Raw genomic sequence first — 17,066 nt, 5'->3', positions numbered from 1 at the left:
GACATGCGCATGCCGCCCGCGGTGGCCGCCATCGCTTGCCTATTACATACTCAGTATGTAATAGTGGTGGCATGACCGAGCCCGCTGTTTGCGACGACGACGTTGTTGTTGCTGCGTCCGACGATGCTGCCGAGATTGCTGGCCCGCAGCTGCCCGTCTACGAGATCCACGCCGACCGGATTGGCGAACTGGAAACCCGTATCGACAAAGCCAACCGGCGCCTGGCTCGCGCCGGCTCCAGCGAGCGATTCACCTACACCGCCGAGCCGTTCACCCGCGAAGTTTCCAGCAACGGCGGTATCGCCCAGTACATTCCGATGCAGCGCATCACCTTGTCCGCACCCGAGATCACCGTCCCGGGCTACACCTTCGTCGCCGGCCTCACCCGCGAAGAGGGCGGCATGATCGTTCGCACCGCCCCAGGTCAGAACCTCGACGGCTGGACCCGGCCCGAAGACCACCACTGCGACTACTGCGGAAAAACGCGTCACCGCAGCACTTCGTACGTCGTCCGCAAAGACGCCACCGGCGAGATCATCCAAATCGGCAAGTCGTGCCTGCGCCCCTTCCTCGGCGTCACGCCTGCGGGACTGTGGACGCTGACACTGGCCCCCGAGGAGCTCCTGCCCGCCGGTGAGGACAGCGGCTACTTCGGCGGCCGGATCCCCGTCGTCTACCCGATCCGGCAACTGCTGGCGATGGCCTGGGCGGTATCGGATGGCGGCACCAAGTTCATCACCGCCACGCAAGCCCGCGACAGTTGGAAGCCGATCAGCTCCACCGGCCAGATCGCGTTGTACGTGTGGCACTGGGAGCCCATTGGCCGCAACGCGGAAAAAGAGCGCCCTTACATCGACGCGATGCGCGCGGCGGCCACCCAGGTGTCCGATGACATCGTCGACGAACTTCTGGCCGGTGCCCAAACCCTCGACCCGAACCACGATTACGGGGCCAACATGGCGGCCGCCCTGGCGGGGGAGAACGTCACCGCGCGCAGTGTAGGCCTGGTGGTGTCTCTGATTGCTGTTCGAAATCGCGTGCTGCGCAAGGATGCCGAAGTGAAAGCTCACGCACAGGCGGTCGCGGCCAGCGAATGGATCGGTCAACCCAAGGACAAACTGACTGACCTAGAGGTCACTGTGCAGACGGTGCTCTATGTCGACGGGTACAGCTACAACTCCACCGACACGATTGTCGTGATGCGCACCGCCGACGGCCATGTCCTCAAATGGAAAGCCAGCGGTCGGCACAACGAGATCGAACAGGGTGCCAGCTATCATCTCGATCGCGCCACAGTGAAAGAACACGGTGAATACCGTGGCATCAAACAGACCACGGTGATCCGCTGCAAGCTGACACCTGTCGCTGAGGCTGCGGCCTGATGAGCACCGCCTGGTTAGAGAGCACCGGCGGCCATGTCGAACTGCACGTGGCCGCGGGCCCACACGACGTGACGTTGTCAGGCGCAGAACCGATCACCACCGTGGCCGCCATCGTCGAAACCCTCGCCCGTGTGGATCGTGTCGTGCTCTGGGATGCGGACACGCAGAGCGCTCAGGTGATCCTCGAGAAGTCCGCCACCGACAACCTGTGGACGGCCGACCAATGCGCCCAGCACCTGGGGATCGAAACCCGGACCTGGTATGCCTACGTCAACCGGCCAGGCAAACGTAATCCCGCACCACAATCTCGTCGCATCGGAGGCACCCTGTACTGGGAGCCCGCTGCCGTCCGCACTTTCGGCGCTCAGCGCCGGCCGCGCCGGAAAGACACAGGCGTGAGCTGAGGCTGAGTGGGCGCAGTTCAGCGCGCGGCCCGTCGCCGAGTCCGGGCTACCTGCACTGCGCGTTCCAGGAATCGCTCGCGCTTTGGCCGAAGCTCTCAACGTCTTCGTTGGAGATTTGCCTTCCCAGCTCTGTGATCGCGAGGTAGGCCCAATCTGCAGGAATCATGGACCGGCCCACGTTGCATAACGCCAGGAATGCATCACGCGGGTTGTCGGCGATCAGAGCGCAGGCGCCGTAGGCTTTTCCTGCCAGGTCCGGCTTAGGCTTCTTGGCCAGTGCCGCAGCAAGATCGGCTACTTCGGCCGACGCTCCGTATTGATCGAACGTCTGCCGCATGCTGTCGGTGCAACTGAGATCGGGCTGCTGCTGCGCTTTGCGCGGCGCGGGCCTGGCGTACTTCGGCCCGGCTATGTACGGCGCCCCGACCAGATGCAGGGCGTAGGCGCGGGAGGAGCAATCGGGGCACAGAGGCGCGAACGGCGCGAACAGATTCAGGTTCGCGCTCACATCCGAGCCCGCAGGCTGATGCGTGCCGCAGCTACCTCCCAGTGCCCATCTGCCGTCAAACGGAGCCACCAAAGTCGCAGTACCGCTGCCGGTTTCATCGAGCGCCACATGTTGCTCGACCTGGTGGGCTCCAAGACTGACAAGGCAGGCATTCGCAAAGGGCCCGGTCGTATCGACTGCGTCGTAGCGGCCAACGATGTCGACGATCACCGTGTTGCCCGGGGCTGTGGATACAGAGACGTGTCCCATGCCGTCTCCAGGCGGAGCGTCGGGAACGGTCGGATTCTCGAAGTAGTCGGCGCCGGCCACCGGTGGCACAGCCATCGCGACCGACACCCCCATCGACAGCGCGGCGAACGTCAACGCGGCACGGTAAATCCACCCAGATATGGCCATGACTCCCCCTTGAGGAAGGCTGCAAACGAGCCATCGAATCATCCGAGTCGCACACTAACAGCAATGAGAATAAGATGTGCCGCAAATCGAAAAGAACGATGTAAGCACGAATATCTGTGATTGCTCAACTATATGTGGCAAACGATTCGGCACCGCTCGCCGGGAGATTCACGACGGCTCCTGTCCGCCCGTCGTCTGCTGCCCGGCCGTCAATTCGGCGAGAAGCTCGGCCGGCCACGTGCGGACAAGCGAATCCACCGCGCCGGTCTCCGAGGCCTCTTTGAGCAAAGATCCCAGCAACCGGGGTCGCTCGGGTTCGCGGTCTCGCCACCCGGGCTCATGATGGCCCCACGTTGATCCGGTCGCCGGATTGATGCGGGTGTGGAGAGCGTTGTGCAGCGAACCGTAGTCGTGATCACTGATCACCTGAATATCGCGCAGATGTTTCGACAGCGCGGCGATCGAGATGCCCCAGCGACGTTTTATCTTCGTGAGTTCAGCCAAAGACGGCGACGGGGGCACTGTTGGTGCCACCGCAGAGATCGGGGCCAACAGCTCGGCGGCGAAGGTATCGACATGCTGCTCATGGTCCGGACACCGCTGGGCGCCGGCACGGGTGAGAACCAGATGGCCCAACTCGTGGGCCAATGCCCAGCGGGTCCGTTCCCACGAAGGCACGTCGCGCAACATCACGATGGGCAGATTCTTGGTCCTCCCAACCCAGGTGGAACTGCCGGTGTGCCGCTCGCCTGGCGCCCTGGGCGAGGTCGAGATTGGCCGGTCCCCGAATCGGCCCTGACGCATCACCACAGTGACCCCGCAGCGCTCCATGGTCGCGAGAAGGTTGGTGACCGGCTGGCCCGACCGGATACCGAGCCGGACCCGCGTCATGGCCGCGGCGGTGACAGGGTCGCACTCGCTTCTTGCCGGGGCGATCTGCACCGGCGGTAGCGGCCGGTGAGTATGCAGCTCGGTCAGCAAGTCACCGGTGAGCGCGAACAGCTGTGTGGTGCGGCTCTTTTGAGCATTGCTGGTCGTGGAAGGGCCGCTATAGGACAGGTCGGTCGCGGTGAGGTACGTCGTGGGTCGTGAGGTAAAGAACCCCTCGGGGAACCGCAACGCGGCAGCCAAGGTCTGCAGATCGGATGCTGACAGCGTCGCGGCCTCGCGGCGCTCAAGGCGCGTCAGGCGAGTCGCCTCCCATCCCAGCGTGCCCACCAGGGCTTTGCCGGTCAGGTTGCGCAGCAGTCGGGCTTGTCGGATCCGCAATCCAAAAACAGCGATCGTCATGTCAGCACCCCAGTGATCGGCCCTGGGTTGCTGATACCCGCACGCAGACACACGATGTCCGCGTGCGGTTCGGTAAGGCGGTGTGTGTCGGGGTGCATATCAGTACGGGTGGGGGTCTCCGTCTGCGAGCAGGACCAGCTCGTTGCGCCGACCATCGGCCTCGGCCACGGCGATGAACGCCGCCTGGACGTCGTCGAGACTGCACCGGCCGGCCTCAATGGCGTGGTAGTGGCCCGGGACGGCGACTAAAACCGTTGGTGCGGAAGTCAAAACAGCGCGAACACGGTCGTGGGTGCGCGCGTCGCCAGTGAAGGTGCCGGCATCCCAGGCCAACCCGGCGTACTCGATCCGCGCCACTGTGCTATCTCCGTCCATTGCTGAAGCAAACTCTCCTGCTTCGACCATACGTCCACCGCGGTGGGCGAAAACCGCCGTTTTCAGCCTACTTTGGGCGCTGTCGCAAGATGCGGCAGGACGACGGCGGGATCGGTGGCGTCCGAACTTGTCAGTGGGTCACGGTAATGTCTGTGGTGTTGGGAAACATGTTTCTCAACAACACGATCCGACCGGATGTAGCAGTCCGGTACGCCAAGCCCGGAAAGGGGCCAATCAACATGACCGATACCGCAACCGTAGTGACTGTGATCGACGCGTGCGCACGCGCAGGCGTGCCCAGCCTCCTGGTATCTGCCCCAGGATTCGGAAAGACTTCGCTCGTGAGGTCGTTGGCCAAGGCCCAGGGCATCGCGTGCGAGACCGTTCTGGGGTCGCTGCGCGAGCCGTCGGACTTCGCAGGCCTGCCCATTGTCGGCGAAGACGGCGTGCGAATGGAGCCCCCGGCTTGGGCCAAACGACTCGACGCCGCCGGGATCGGCATCCTGTTTTTGGATGAACTCGGGACGTGCCCACCCTCGGTGCAGAACGCGATGCTGGCAGTTGTGCTTGATCGAGTGGTGGGCGATCTGCAACTGCCTTCCGGCGTGGCCGTTGTCGCAGGGATGAACCCACCGGAATACTCCGGAGCGGGCTATGAGCTGCCCGCCGCATTGCGCAACCGCTTCTGCCACCTGCAATTTGCGCCGACTGTCGATGAATGGCTCGACGGCATGGCCACCGGATGGGCGGCAAGCCCCGCGTCGCGGGCAGGCGTCGATAGCCCGTCACGGCGGGCGGCGACCTCCGGCGCGGTCAGCGGATTCATCTCACTTCGCCCCGACCTGCTCGACTGCGAACCCGAACGCATCGTCGAAGGCGACGGCCCCTACCACACCCGCCGATCCTGGAAAATGGTCGCCGACGTGCTGGCCTACCTGCGCGCCGACGACACCGCAGCGATCCAGGCAGTCACATTCGGCCTGCTCGGCGAGGGTGTGGGTGCGGAGTTCCTGTCATGGTTGAGCACCAGCGACCTGCCCGATCCGGAGGCCGTCATCGCTGACCCTGCGGTGATGGACTGGAAAGCAGAACGACCCGACCGGGTGTGGGCCGTCCTGACCGCCGTAACCACCTTGGCAGCCCAGGCGCGCACCCTCGACATGTTCCGCAAAGCCTGGGGACCGCTGGTGGCCGCAGCCGAGGCCGGGGCACCCGATGTGGCCGCAGCCGCCGCCCGCAGGCTGGCCAAGGCCCGCCCCGCCAAGGCACCCATTCCGCGTGCAGCGCGCAACTTCGCGCCGATGCTGCGGGCAGCTGGCCTGCTCGATGCGGAGGTGGCGTGATGCAGGTCCGCGAGTTCACACCCGCCGAGCGGCGCGCTTTCCAAGTCGCCCGGCTGGTGGCCAGCGAGCAGATGCCCTACTTCTCGTCGGGCCTGTTCTCGATGATCGCCGTGGCAGCACCCGGTCTGGGCACACTGGGGGTGGACAAGCACTGGCGCTTGTACGCCGACCCGGCGTGTCTGATCGGTGAAACCGCGTGGACGCCACGTGAGGCAGGGGCAGTGCTGCTGCACGAGTTGGGGCATCTGCTGCGCGAGCATGCCGCGCGCGGTGAGGCGATGCCGCAACCGTTGGCCTTCGATGCCTGGAATCTGGCAGGTGACGCCGAGATCAACGACGATCTGTTGGCTGCCGGAGCCGAACTGCCCGAAGGGGTCGTGACACCGGAGGCGTTGGGCTGTGAGGCGGGCGGCACCGCCGAGCAGTACTACGAGCAGATGAGCCGTGACCACTGCGACGACGATTCTGTGGGCTGCGGATCGGGTAGCGGTGCGGCGGCACTACCAGGGGAACTCGACCCCGCCCACGTCATGGACGGTCGCGCCGGGATCGACCAGGCTACCGCTGATGTGATCCGACGTGCGGTGGCCCAACGCGTCAGCGACGAAGTCGCCAACGGGCGCGGTACCGTCCCGGCAGGGGTGCGGCGTTGGGCAGACAACGTTCTGGCCCCGCCCGCCGTGTCGTGGGAGCGGTTGCTGGCCAAAGCAGTCCGGTCTGCGATCGCCGATGCCGAGGGCCGCACCGACTACACCTACCAGCGCCCGTCACGGCGGCGGCTGCCCGGAGTGGTGCTGCCCTCGATGCGCGGTCCGAGGGTCTCGGTGTCATTGGTCATCGATACGTCGGGATCAATGACCAGTAGTGACCTCAGCGCCGCACTGTCGGAGGTCAACGGGGTACTCAAAACGTCCACCGTGGCGCGAGACCAGCTTCGGGTCTACACCTGTGACGCGGATTCGACTGCTGCACAACGGGTGAACCGGGTCAGTGACATCGTGCTCACCGGAGGGGGTGGCACCGATATGCGGGTAGGGATCGCCGCAGCACATGAGGCTCACCCTGCCCCGCATGTCGTGGTCGTGCTTACCGACGGCGACACGCCGTGGCCCGACGTGCCCACGCGGGCGCGGCTGGTATGCGTGGTGATCGGCAATCCCGCCGCTGCGACTCGCACCCCGCCGTGGGCGATCACGGTGGACGTGCCAACAGCCGCGCAGCGCGCGTGAGTCCGCCGTAGTTGCAGGTCGGTGGTGTCCGCGAATCGGGCACCACCGACCCCTGCTGGCTGAGTTCCCGCGGCCGAGTTTGTCGGTGGCGGGCGATAACATCGTGGGTGTGAGTGGCCACCACGGCTACTCACACCCACGAAAGGTCCGGTGTAGCAGCCGGGTTCGCATGAGCCGGAAGGCACAGGGAATGACACACTCGCACAGCGGCCAGGACGACCGCGACAATCTGCAGGACTATGCCCGCCGCGTGCTGGCCGGCACCGGAATCTCGGTCGCCGATATCGGCGCGGACCTCTCGGGTGAGGGCGCAGCGACCGAAGCGGTTCAGCACGGATGGGACATGGCTCGACGGGCAGCGCAGGTGCGCCATGACCGTTGAGTACTACGACCTGGCACAGCGGCTGTACGCAGCCCGCAGCGGCCAGCCGGTATTGCGGGTGGCCGGGGCCCTATTTGAGCTGTCGCCCACCGCGATCGTCGCCGAGGTCGCCACCGACGCGGCCGGAACCCTCACCGCCGACATAGCCGTGGCCAACGGGCAGCCCCGCCGCGTCAGCGGCGATGACGTACTGCGCGCGCTGCGCGATGCGGGAGCCGGATTCGACGACGACCCCGCTGCCCAACCCCTGCCGCAACTGGTGATCACCGATGGGGGCGCGCTGGGGCTGCTCGCCGCGGCGGCCCGAGCCGGACGCAACCGGCCCGACGTGGCTGCGGCCGCTGCGGTCGTGGGCTGGTGGGCTGACCGCACCGGCTACCCCGGCACCGGCGCTGTCGTGACGTTGATGAGCCATTCCCGGCAGCGCTACATCACCGGCGCGCTGCCATCTGCCGAACGCCGTAGCGAGCACTGGCGGGCCACATTCGGCGTAGCAGTGGGAATCCGAGGCATGTGGCCGTGGGCGCAACGGCTCGCTCGTGGGCCACTACTCGACATGCTCGCCGATGCCAGCGAGGACGACCGCTACTCGTTCACCGTGGCAGCCAACAGGTTCGCATCCGGTGCCGACTGGGCGGCCAAGGACCGTGCACCGGTCGCGGCGATGGGACTACGTCGCCGCTGCGACGCCGCCGAGCTGTGGGAGGCCGCATTGCGCAGCGACCGGCTGTGGCGGCAACGCGCCACCCACACCGGCCACGTCAGCGGAGGGGAGGTGGTCGCCACGACCGCTGGCACCTTCACCGTGGCCTGCAACCGATTGGACACCCGGTTGCGCGACGGATCGGAAGTCACCGGGTGGCAAGGGGGACTGGACAATTACGATCGTGCCGTTCGATTCGAAGGCGAGATAAATAAGGCGGCGGTGGTCAACGGTGCCCTGTGGCTCACGATCAGTCGTGTGCGGGCAGACCTACGGCCTCATGCCGGGGACTGGGCATCGTTGATGCCCGCCCCGCCGCAACAGTCCACCGTTCGTTCGCGCCGAAACCGCTACGGGCGGTTGCAGTTCGGCACAGATTCGTGGATCGCCTCAGGTCGCACACCCGGACTCACTCGCCGCGATGTGCCGCTGGACGTGCTGATCGCCGCCGCTGACGACGAGTAGTGGAGGGTTTGGCGGGCACCGAAATGTGTCGGTGCCCGCCGATAGACTCGACGCATCACCAACACGGTGATCCGATCCGGTCGGGTGTAGCAGCCCAGCCACCGAGTCTCTGCTAGGAGCATCCTCGATGCGAATCATCAAGCCCCGTAGCGCCGACAGCACCGGCCAAGCCGCAACGGCTGCGACGGACACTGCCCCAGCGTCTGCTGCGCCGCAGCCGCGGCAGCGGCCGTCGGGCGCGTCAGTTCAATGGCCGGGGCAAGAGCTGTTGCACGACCCGGTGACGGCGCGCATTCTCATGTCGGTGTGGAGCGGAGATCCCGTTGTAACCGTGCCGTCCCCGCCGGGTGCTGGGAAAACCCGGCTCGTCGCGTTTTTGGCTCCGGCGCTGGCGGTCCGGGCTGATTTGCGCGTCGGGGTCGCTGCCCAAACCCGAGCACAGGCAATCGATCTGGCGCGGAGACTGGCCGCAGTGTGCGACCACACCAAAATCGCACTGTTGTGGAAACGCAATGTCAGCCCCGACGCCGGGGGATGCCCGATCAAAGCACCGGGCGACCCGGTCTGGCCGCGCAGCGGGGGAGCGGTGCGGGTCGCCACCACGGCACGTTGGCTGTTCGCCGACCCGGATGTGATGGCCGCTGACGTCCTGATCGTGGACGAGGCCTACCAGGCCACCTACGCTGACCTCGGCGCGCTGGGCAGCATGGCCAAACAGGTCGTGCTCGTGGGTGACCCGGGTCAGATCGATCCGGTGGTGACCGGGGATGTGTCCAGGTGGGCCGACTCACCCACCGGTCCGCACCTGCCCGCGCCGATCGCACTGGCGGCCGCGCATCCCGATGTGGTGGCCTCGGTGGCGCTGCGCCACACCTACCGGCTGGGGCCACAGACCACCGCGCTGGTGCAGCCCGCGTTCTATCCGGACATGCCGTTCACGTCGCGGCGACCGGCAGAACACGTCGAGATTGACGGAGCCGTGGTCCCTGAGATGGCGCACCGACTGCTGCCCGTCACCGATGGGCCAACTGATCGCGGCCTCGTAGCGGCGGTGGTGGATCGGGTCGAGACCTTGCTGACGAGGGGGAGCGTGGTCACCGCTGTGGGGCGGCGGACGTTGGGGGAATCCGATATCGCCGTGGTGGTGCCACATGTCGCGCAGGCTGCAGCTGTGCGCGCCACCCTATCCGAGTACCCAAACCTTTTGTGCGGCACAGCCAACAGCCTGCAGGGATTGGAGCGCACTGCGGTCGTTGCCGTTCATCCACTGGCCGGTCGGCGCACCGCGGAAACGTTCGCGCTCGACGGAGGCAGACTGTGCGTGATGCTCTCACGGCACCGCAGCCACCTGTCGGTACTCATCGATGACTTCACGCCGCAGCTGTTGGCAGACAGCGAGGGCGAGCAGTTCACGCAATCGCGTGCGGTTGTCGAGCAATTGGCCGGGGGTGCTCACTTCTGAGCTCTGCCCCTAGCGGGGCCCGGCACCGTCGGCACGCAACACAGGTTGGCAGCGATCGAGGTGTTCCTGGTCGTTCGGTCGAGAGATGGGATCTGCCGGCGAGGCTACGACGGGCCGGTCGGCCATTTAGGATGCAGCGTGAGAAAGATCTGGGTGGCAGTGGCTGCGGCAAGCCTGGCTGCTGTGTTGGCGCCGGCGCCGGCGCGTGCCGCTAGCGACGATGAGACGTTCCTGACAGCGCTTGGCGCGTGGGGTGTGCACTACACGTCTGCAGATAATGCCGTCAGCCAGGGGCGCCGTATGTGCGCCGAGAGCAGGACGGGCGCGACATGGGATCGTCTCGTCGACGAGGTTGCCGCCGACCCAGCCTTCACCCAGGAACGCATGTACGCAGAGGCCTTCGTGCGCAATGCCCTCGGGATCTACTGCCCGGCTGAACTGTGGAGTACTGACTGGTGATCGTCGGCAGGCCGTAACCCCACCGACGCCCGGGCGGCAACTGGCACAGCGGCGGGCGAGCACACAGCTCGCCGAGTACCGCTTGCCTTCACCGCCTGGCGCGGCAACGTATTTCTCCCGCCCCGCGTGCAGGAAACCAGCTGGCTAGGGTGTCGGGGGATCGAGCAGGCCCTGTTCGACGAATGCCGGGCCTACGGGGCCGATTACGTCGAGAATGGTGCGGTTCACAGTTGGCCAGCGGCGATCGTCGGCGAGGCGCTGTCGGATTCTGGAGACGTAGCGGGCAAGGCTGTCGATGTCGTCGGTGGCAGCCAGGTAGGCACAAACTTTTTCCATGCGGTTCAACAGGTTGCGCTGCACTGCCCACTGTGCCAGGCCGGGGCTGGCATCGATGGGGTCGATAACGTCCAGGAGCCGGCGCAGTGCGCCGATAAACAGCTCTGCGAAGAACACCATGTCGGTGCTTTGGTCGAATGTGGTTTCTCGGGGCATACCCGGCAGGAGTGTCTCCCACCGCGTGTACAGAACGTACTCGGGCCGATTGGGATTGCCGGGGTTGCGGTATACGGCATCGATCTCGGTTGAGCCGACCCCGATATTGACGAAGAAGCCGTGGTGGGGAGTGACAGCGTTCCACTTGCTGCCTTGCACGTCGATGAGGTCATAGAGCGGCCCGCGCTGTCGTAGAAACCGGCGCCCTGATTTGGTGAAGCCCCGCTGCTTGAGAACTGGCCGGACCTGTTGGGACAGAAGCTGATCAAGGGTGCGGCGCATTTGTGCCGCGGGGGAGAGGTGGCCGTTACTCACGGGGAATGCGATCTGGCTGTCAGACGCAGCGGCGGGGTGGTCAGTGCCCGTAGAACCCGGCGGCGAGCTGGGCGAGCTGCCAGGTAGATGCCGCCGCCGCATCGGTCAGTAGCTGTGCGTCCACCTGCAACCAGCCTTGCAGCCAGCCGTCCACGATGTACTGACGACGTACCCACTCGTCGAGATCCTCGCCAGCGGCCTTGAGGGCCTGCACCGTGGCCACGGCCCGATCGAATGACTCGGTGCTGATGTCTTTGCGTTCCACGATCGATCGCGAGATCTCGGCTTCCTCGGCGCTGATGAGCGCCTGGGCGGCCAGCTCGAAAACGTAGGGGCGATTCTCGGTCGAGGTCATGGTTTCGAGTATCGGCCATCGCGATGGTGCCAGATCGCAGTATTTCGGGCCAATATCGTCGCGTCCTCGCGACGCACTGTCGGCCTGGAGGGCGATCGCCACATCGGATCGAGCGCTTACATTTCCCGTCGGTTGTTGTCGGTGGGTGGCGATACCCTCGACATCGCAACCACCGCAAGGTGGCGCACCACCGATACGTCCGGGTCTAGCAGCCCGGTCACCGAGCCCGAAAAGGGGATTTCAGGCGATGACCGTTCATCCTGATACCAATGCCTTGTCTGCGCCGTCGCGCCCGAAGGTCGGCGCCGAGTACTGGACGTTTGATGCTCCTGCCTTCGATGAACTGGGCAGCCTCTATGTCACCGTGCTGGGTTCTGCGCACAACCTGCGGGTAGACCCACCGCACAGCCTCGACGGCACGGGCCGCCTGTACAGCACAGCTGAGGGCGCCCAGGGCTATTTCGACACGATTGCGAAGGTCGAGGAGGGGCAGCCCGGGTTCGTATACGCCCACAGCCACAACCGGATTCGCAAGGTCCGCTGGCTGGGTGGGGCGGTGTTCGCCGCTGCGGACCTGGACGCCACGAAGTTTGAGGCGGTGCGGTAATGGCGGCGACGATCCAGGCCGCGCGCCGCGCTCTGCACGCCGCACGAACGCTGCGGGAGCTTGCCGGCGCAGACCCCACACCCGAACAGCGCGCCGTGCTGGAGGCCTTCCCCGGCTGGGGGCCGGCCGCGCCGCTTTTTGACGGGATGCCCACCGGCACGTGGGCGCAGCTCGCCGACGAGTTCGAAGACTTCGACGCCGACGCGATGTCGGCGGCTGGCCGCATCGTGGATACCTCGTTTTACACACCTCCAGCGTTGATCACCCACATCTATGAGCTGTTGCGTTCAGCCGGGTTCCATGGCGGAAAGGTCCTTGACTTGGGCTGCGGTACCGCACGATTCCTCAGCCATGCACCCCAAAGGCTGGCGATCGACTACACCGGGGTGGAGGCAGATCCTGTGGCGGCGGGTATCGCCGCCGCACTACACCCCGAAGCGTGCATTCATGCCGCCGAGCTGCAAACCGTCACGCTGAGAAACGATTTCGACGTCGTCGTGGGGAATGTGCCGTTCTCCGAATCCAGTGTCTATGACCAGGCGAGCGGCTATCACTCCTCGCTGCATGGGTACTTCCTGTCGCGTGCGATCGATGCGGTGCGTCCCGGCGGGTACGTCGTGGTCATCACCTCCCGCCACACCCTCGACAGCGCCACCGGACTTTCCGGTGTCCTGCGTGAGCGCGCCGACCTGCTTGCCGCGGTGAGGCTGCCCGGCGGCTACTTCGCCGGCGAAGGAACCGATGTGATCGCTGATGTCGTGGTCCTGCGCGTGCGCGACAACCGCGAGGCGCCCGGTGGCTGGCGACCTCCCAACCCGGCCACAGTCACTCTTGCCGGGATCATCGACGGCCGGCACCGGCGCGCCGCGGTGAGTGCCTACTGGGAATCCCACCCCCAGCACGTGGCCGGGCAGATGACACTGACCGGGTTTGATCGCAACCCGTTGGCCGTGCTGGCCGAGGATTCCGAAATGGCGGTCGCCGCCGCGTTCGCTGAGGTGGCCCCCACACTGATGCCCTATGAGAAGCCCTCCCGCGCTGCCAATGCGGAGGCGGCCGCGATGATCCTTGCCGACGCCCAGGGACGCAAGGAAGGATCGCTCCACCTCATTGATGGCACCGTGCGCCGCGTGGTGGCCGGCGCGCTGACCGACGTCACACGCCCCACCGCCGAGTTGCAGGCGCTCATCGAGCTGCGGGACGCGGCGATGCTGATGGTGGCGGCCGATGCTGACTGGTCCCGGCCCGACAGTGACATCGAGCCGCTGCGACTGCAGTGCGCTGCGCTGTACAGGCGCTACGTCGAACGATTCGGGCCCCTCAACCGTGGTGAGCTGAAAGTGGGTGCGGTTGACCCCAAAACCGGGATCGCCAAACTGAGCTGGAAAACCCCGCGGCTGGGTGGCTTTCGTGAAGATCCGGACTCCTCGCTGGTGCTGGCCCTGGAGGATTACGACCAAGACAGCGGAACGGCCACACCGGCTGCGATCCTGCAGCGAAGGGTCAACCGGCCGCCGGTGCGGGCCAGCCGCGCCGACAACCCCCAGCAAGCACTATCGATCACTCTTGGCGAGGGACGAGGGCTGGACCTGGAGCGCATCGCCGAGCTGATGTCACTGGATGGTCCCGATGCCGCGCTGGACGCTCTCGGTGAACTGGTATTCCGCGATCCGCAGGCCAAGGGACAACCGATCCTCGCTCGGGACTACTTGTCAGGAAATGTCCGGGTGAAACTGCGCGCCGCCGAAGCGGCCGCCGACACAGATCCGACGTATGAGCGCAACGTGGCCTCGCTGCGCGAAATCCAGCCCAAATGGTTGGGCCGCGAAGAGATCCGGATCGAGCTGGGTTCACCGTTTATCACCGCGGCCGACATCGAGGACTTCTGCGAAGAAGTCTTCGACGCGCGACCGAGCGTGACACACATCGGCCCCCTGGCCGAATGGGAGGTCGACGGACCCGAGCGGTGGCTGTCCGACGCCGCCAAGATCGCCTACTGCACGTCGCGGCGCAACGCCTTCGAACTGCTGCAGACGGCGTTGCGCGGCGCCAGCCCCGTCGTGTACGACGAGGTCATTGACCCGCGCACCCGGGCTAAACGGCGGGTTCGCAACGCCGACGAGACCGAGCAGGCCGAACTGAAAGCCGCGGCGATCGCCGAACGGTTCTCGCTGTGGGTGTGGGAGAACGCCGAGCGTGAAACGCGGATTGTCACCTCCTACAACGAGACGATGAACTCGCGGGTGAAACGCAAGCACGATGGGTCCTACCTGAGCTTCCCGGGACTGGCTGAGGGCGTCGAACCGTGGCCATGGCAGCGCGATTTCGTCGACATGGCCATCTCTACCCCGGGCACCATGGCAGCTCACGAGATGAGCTTGGGCAAAGGCCTGACCATCCAGCTGCTGGCGGCAACGCTGCGTCAGTTCGGGTTGGCCAACCGCGTGGCCTGCATTGTGCCCGGGCACCTGCTGGAGCAGACCGCACGTACCGCACGGCAGGCATTTCCCGCCGAAAACGTACTGGTGATCAATCGCAGCGACCTACACGGCGCGGCTCGACGACGCTTCATGGCCCGATGCGTCACCGGAGACTTCAGGCTGATCATCCTCACACACGAAACGTTCTCAGCGATTCCTGTCTCAGTGGAAGACGAGACCGCCTGGTATGACGACCAACTGGGCGACCTCGAGTCCTACCTGCGAGGTGGCGGAAGTACCGGCAAGCAGATAGCTCGTCAGGTCCGGACACACAAAGCTCAACTCGAGAAGCTGCGGGACCGCACCAACGATCCCGACATTCTCACGTGGGATCTTCTGGGTATCGACTACCTGTGCGTTGACGAGGTCGACAAGTTCCGGCGGCTGCCGATCGCCTGCCGCGCCGAGGGGTTCAGCCTTGGCGCTTCCGATCGAGCGGCCGATCTGCACATGAAGGTCTCACTGCTGCGTCGCGCCGATCCTCGCCGCCCGCACGTGGGCTTCTTCACCGGATCACCGTTCACCAACACCCTCGCCGAAGCATTTGTCTGGACCAAATACCTGGCCCCCCACCTGCTTACGGAGGTAGGCATGGAGCACTTCGACGCCTGGGCGGCAACATTCATCCGCTACGAACAACTCGTTGAAGTCAGCCCCGACGGCAACGGATTCCGCAGCAAGTGGCGGCCAGCGGTCATTCAGAACGCTCCCGAGCTGCTGTCGATGCTCGAAGAGTTCATGTCCATGGTGAGCGTCGAAATGGCGGGACTTCCGCGACCAGCGGCCATTCGTCACACCGTGGTTGTCGAGCCCACCGAACAGGCCCGCGAATTCATGGACACCCTCATCGACCGCGCCGAGGCCATCCGGCGCCGGCAGGTCCGCGACGGCCGGATCGACAACATGCTGGTGATCTGCAGTCAGGGGCGAGCGGTGGCCTTGGACCCCGCCCTCGTGGGAGTCGGCGGGGCAGCCACAAAATTGGACGCCGCAGCTGCCAACATCGCCGATATCTATCACCGCACCCGAGGCATCCAGTATCCCGACTGGTCAACCCCAGGAGCGTTTCAACTGGTCCTGTGTGACCTGGGAACCCCGAAAGACGGCGATGCGCAAAGCTACGGGCGGATCCGGGCAGGCCTGATCGCCCGCGGTGTACCCGCCGACACCATCCGATTCGTTCACGAAGCCACGACACCCAAAGCGCGTGAGGCTATCTTTGCCGCCTGCCGCAACGGATCCTGCGCAATCTTGCTAGGAAGTACTCCGAAAGCGGGGATTGGCACCAACATTCAGCACCGGCTCCATTCGATCCACAGGGTGGACGTTCCTTGGACGCCTGCGGCATGGGAGCAGGGCAACGCGCGCGGCCTGCGCTACGGCAACAGTTTCATAGACACCGGTGTCGGGATTTACTCGTATGTCAGCGAGTACTCGTTCGACGCGCGCAGCTTCGACATTATCGAACGCAAAGCCCGCTCATTCGAGGTGTTCTACCGGGGATCTGCCGCCATCGAACGCGAGATCGACGATGTAGGCGAGGCCGTCCTGAACTTCGCGGAGCTCAAGGCCGCTGCATCCGGAAACACGTTGTTGCTCCAACAGCACGAATTGGCCGTCCGCGTCCGCAAGCTGCGCCTGGCGCAGGTCACCACGCGCCAGAACGTGCAGCGGCTGCGCAATGAGGCCGAAGCCGCCGAGTGGCGGGCCGAGGAGTTCGGCCGGCGGCTTGCGGTGCTGCGCCCGTTGGTCGCGAACAAGTCAGCAGTGGCCGGCGCGGACCTCAAACGCACCGCTGCCGCGGTATGCGAACCGGGGCGGTTTGTCGCCACCCGGTTCCATCGGTGGACCGATGGGCGCGCCACCGTCGGTTTCGTCAAGACTGGCGGGTTCTTTGAGCTGCACTTGACGTACGGATCACGCAACGTGTGGAGTGAGGTGCTTCCCTGGCGGACTCGGCGCCGCGGAGCCGGCGAGGTTGAGCGATGGGCTCGCGAGGTTGTCGACGGCTGGATCCGCTGGGCAGACGCCGAGCTGGCCACACTGCAGTCCACACTGGCCGAGGCGCAACACCGCGCGGTGCAAGCCCGCGCGGCCGCTGACGCCGTAGATCTGACGGACCCGCCCGAGCTTGTCGCCGCCTGCCGCGAACTCAAAGCGGTGGAGGCCCAGATCCGCGAGGAACTCGACGAGTCGGACACCCCGCCTGCCGCCGCCTAGGTGCCCTCCTGCCGGTCTTCGGGCCGGTAGGAGGGGTGCGGGACTGGACCGCCGAACGGTCGCGGCTACGTTCACGACTGAGCTGCAGTGGCGTCCTCGGGGCCTAGGTGGCATTGGCGCGAGTAGGTATAGATAGTTGTCGGTATATTTGCTTGAGGTGCGGTGCCGCATTGTGGGTACTCGATAGGCCTGCCGGCGA

The 17,066-nt window shown here is 65.6% G+C and carries 15 protein-coding genes; 10 read left to right on the top strand and 5 right to left on the bottom strand.

The window, feature by feature from the left end; translation table 11 throughout:
- Window positions 1–71 precede the first annotated feature (71 nt).
- Window positions 72–1,382 carry a hypothetical protein gene (locus G6N44_RS27810; protein ID WP_163670519.1) on the top strand — a complete coding sequence of 437 codons (1,311 nt, stop codon included), beginning with the start codon at window positions 72–74 and terminating at the stop codon, window positions 1,380–1,382.
- Window positions 1,382–1,786 carry a hypothetical protein gene (locus G6N44_RS27805; RefSeq protein WP_088304751.1) on the top strand — a complete coding sequence of 135 codons (405 nt, stop codon included), beginning with the start codon at window positions 1,382–1,384 and terminating at the stop codon, window positions 1,784–1,786. Before G6N44_RS27810 ends, G6N44_RS27805 begins: the two co-directional genes overlap by 1 nt.
- A gap of 46 nt (window positions 1,787–1,832) precedes the next feature.
- Here the strand turns inward: G6N44_RS27805 and G6N44_RS27800 are convergent, their stop codons facing one another.
- The 3 genes from G6N44_RS27800 to G6N44_RS27790 all read right to left on the bottom strand — a co-directional run bounded on the left by G6N44_RS27800 (window position 1,833) and on the right by G6N44_RS27790 (window position 4,355).
- Window positions 1,833–2,657, bottom strand: coding sequence for a hypothetical protein (locus G6N44_RS27800; RefSeq protein WP_133062541.1), 825 nt, complete (start codon window positions 2,655–2,657; stop codon window positions 1,833–1,835).
- A 201-nt stretch (window positions 2,658–2,858) separates the two neighbouring features.
- Window positions 2,859–3,980: a helix-turn-helix domain-containing protein gene (locus G6N44_RS27795; RefSeq protein WP_088304753.1), complete on the bottom strand. Its 1,122-nt coding sequence runs from the start codon at window positions 3,978–3,980 to the stop codon at window positions 2,859–2,861.
- A 99-nt stretch (window positions 3,981–4,079) separates the two neighbouring features.
- Entirely contained in the window at window positions 4,080–4,355 is a 276-nt protein-coding gene (locus tag G6N44_RS27790) for a hypothetical protein (RefSeq protein ID WP_088304754.1), read from the bottom strand.
- 239 nt (window positions 4,356–4,594) lie between these two features.
- Between G6N44_RS27790 and G6N44_RS27785 the strand changes: the two genes are divergently transcribed.
- The 6 genes from G6N44_RS27785 to G6N44_RS27760 all read left to right on the top strand — a co-directional run bounded on the left by G6N44_RS27785 (window position 4,595) and on the right by G6N44_RS27760 (window position 10,398).
- The gene (locus tag G6N44_RS27785) at window positions 4,595–5,698 is read left to right on the top strand and encodes an AAA family ATPase (RefSeq protein WP_088304803.1); all 1,104 of its coding nucleotides are present in this window, start codon (window positions 4,595–4,597) and stop codon (window positions 5,696–5,698) included.
- Window positions 5,695–6,927, top strand: coding sequence for a vWA domain-containing protein (locus tag G6N44_RS27780; protein ID WP_407666184.1), 1,233 nt, complete (start codon window positions 5,695–5,697; stop codon window positions 6,925–6,927). The genes G6N44_RS27785 and G6N44_RS27780 overlap by 4 nt, the downstream gene beginning before the upstream one ends.
- Window positions 6,928–7,117: 190 nt before the next feature.
- Window positions 7,118–7,309 (top strand): hypothetical protein, encoded by a 192-nt coding sequence (locus G6N44_RS27775; RefSeq protein WP_088304756.1) that lies wholly within the window; start codon window positions 7,118–7,120, stop codon window positions 7,307–7,309.
- On the top strand, window positions 7,299–8,477 hold the full coding sequence (locus tag G6N44_RS27770) for a hypothetical protein (protein ID WP_163670516.1): 1,179 nt from the start codon (window positions 7,299–7,301) through the stop codon (window positions 8,475–8,477). The genes G6N44_RS27775 and G6N44_RS27770 overlap by 11 nt, the downstream gene beginning before the upstream one ends.
- 127 nt (window positions 8,478–8,604) lie before the next feature.
- The gene (locus G6N44_RS27765; RefSeq protein ID WP_163670514.1) at window positions 8,605–9,939 is read left to right on the top strand and encodes an AAA family ATPase; all 1,335 of its coding nucleotides are present in this window, start codon (window positions 8,605–8,607) and stop codon (window positions 9,937–9,939) included.
- A gap of 138 nt (window positions 9,940–10,077) precedes the next feature.
- Window positions 10,078–10,398: a DUF732 domain-containing protein gene (locus G6N44_RS27760; protein ID WP_163670513.1), complete on the top strand. Its 321-nt coding sequence runs from the start codon at window positions 10,078–10,080 to the stop codon at window positions 10,396–10,398.
- 144 nt (window positions 10,399–10,542) lie between these two features.
- Here G6N44_RS27760 and G6N44_RS27755 read toward each other — a convergent pair whose 3' ends face one another.
- A complete protein-coding gene (locus tag G6N44_RS27755) occupies window positions 10,543–11,205 on the bottom strand; it encodes a DUF4304 domain-containing protein (RefSeq protein ID WP_163670511.1) in 663 nt (220 codons plus the stop codon).
- A 40-nt stretch (window positions 11,206–11,245) separates the two neighbouring features.
- Window positions 11,246–11,560 carry a hypothetical protein gene (locus tag G6N44_RS27750; protein WP_133062542.1) on the bottom strand — a complete coding sequence of 105 codons (315 nt, stop codon included), beginning with the start codon at window positions 11,558–11,560 and terminating at the stop codon, window positions 11,246–11,248.
- Between the two features lie 247 nt (window positions 11,561–11,807).
- Between G6N44_RS27750 and G6N44_RS27745 the strand changes: the two genes are divergently transcribed.
- Window positions 11,808–12,167, top strand: a complete 360-nt coding sequence (locus tag G6N44_RS27745) for a hypothetical protein (protein WP_163670508.1) — start codon at window positions 11,808–11,810, stop codon at window positions 12,165–12,167.
- Window positions 12,167–16,867 (top strand): DUF8437 domain-containing protein, encoded by a 4,701-nt coding sequence (locus tag G6N44_RS27740; RefSeq protein ID WP_163670506.1) that lies wholly within the window; start codon window positions 12,167–12,169, stop codon window positions 16,865–16,867. The genes G6N44_RS27745 and G6N44_RS27740 overlap by 1 nt, the downstream gene beginning before the upstream one ends.
- Window positions 16,868–17,066: the final 199 nt, after the last annotated feature.

Origin of the sequence: Mycolicibacterium alvei (assembly GCF_010727325.1) — a bacterium.
Lineage (GTDB): Bacteria > Actinomycetota > Actinomycetes > Mycobacteriales > Mycobacteriaceae > Mycobacterium > Mycobacterium alvei.
The sequence above is the reverse complement of the archived record's forward strand: the minus strand, read 5'-3'. Positions and strand labels throughout refer to the sequence as shown.

Excerpts from the sequence above, each read along its gene's own strand:
- G6N44_RS27765 (WP_163670514.1), top strand. The coding sequence starts at position 8,605 with ATGCGAATCATCAAGCCCCGTAGCGCCGACAGCACCGGCCAAGCCGCA.
- G6N44_RS27775 (WP_088304756.1), top strand. The coding sequence starts at position 7,118 with ATGACACACTCGCACAGCGGCCAGGACGACCGCGACAATCTGCAGGAC.
- G6N44_RS27795 (WP_088304753.1), bottom strand. The coding sequence starts at position 3,980 with ATGACGATCGCTGTTTTTGGATTGCGGATCCGACAAGCCCGACTGCTG.
- G6N44_RS27785 (WP_088304803.1), top strand. The coding sequence starts at position 4,595 with ATGACCGATACCGCAACCGTAGTGACTGTGATCGACGCGTGCGCACGC.
- G6N44_RS27790 (WP_088304754.1), bottom strand. The coding sequence starts at position 4,355 with ATGGACGGAGATAGCACAGTGGCGCGGATCGAGTACGCCGGGTTGGCC.
- G6N44_RS27745 (WP_163670508.1), top strand. The coding sequence starts at position 11,808 with ATGACCGTTCATCCTGATACCAATGCCTTGTCTGCGCCGTCGCGCCCG.
- G6N44_RS27810 (WP_163670519.1), top strand. The coding sequence starts at position 72 with ATGACCGAGCCCGCTGTTTGCGACGACGACGTTGTTGTTGCTGCGTCC.
- G6N44_RS27750 (WP_133062542.1), bottom strand. The coding sequence starts at position 11,560 with ATGACCTCGACCGAGAATCGCCCCTACGTTTTCGAGCTGGCCGCCCAG.
- G6N44_RS27770 (WP_163670516.1), top strand. The coding sequence starts at position 7,299 with ATGACCGTTGAGTACTACGACCTGGCACAGCGGCTGTACGCAGCCCGC.
- G6N44_RS27805 (WP_088304751.1), top strand. The coding sequence starts at position 1,382 with ATGAGCACCGCCTGGTTAGAGAGCACCGGCGGCCATGTCGAACTGCAC.
- G6N44_RS27740 (WP_163670506.1), top strand. The coding sequence starts at position 12,167 with ATGGCGGCGACGATCCAGGCCGCGCGCCGCGCTCTGCACGCCGCACGA.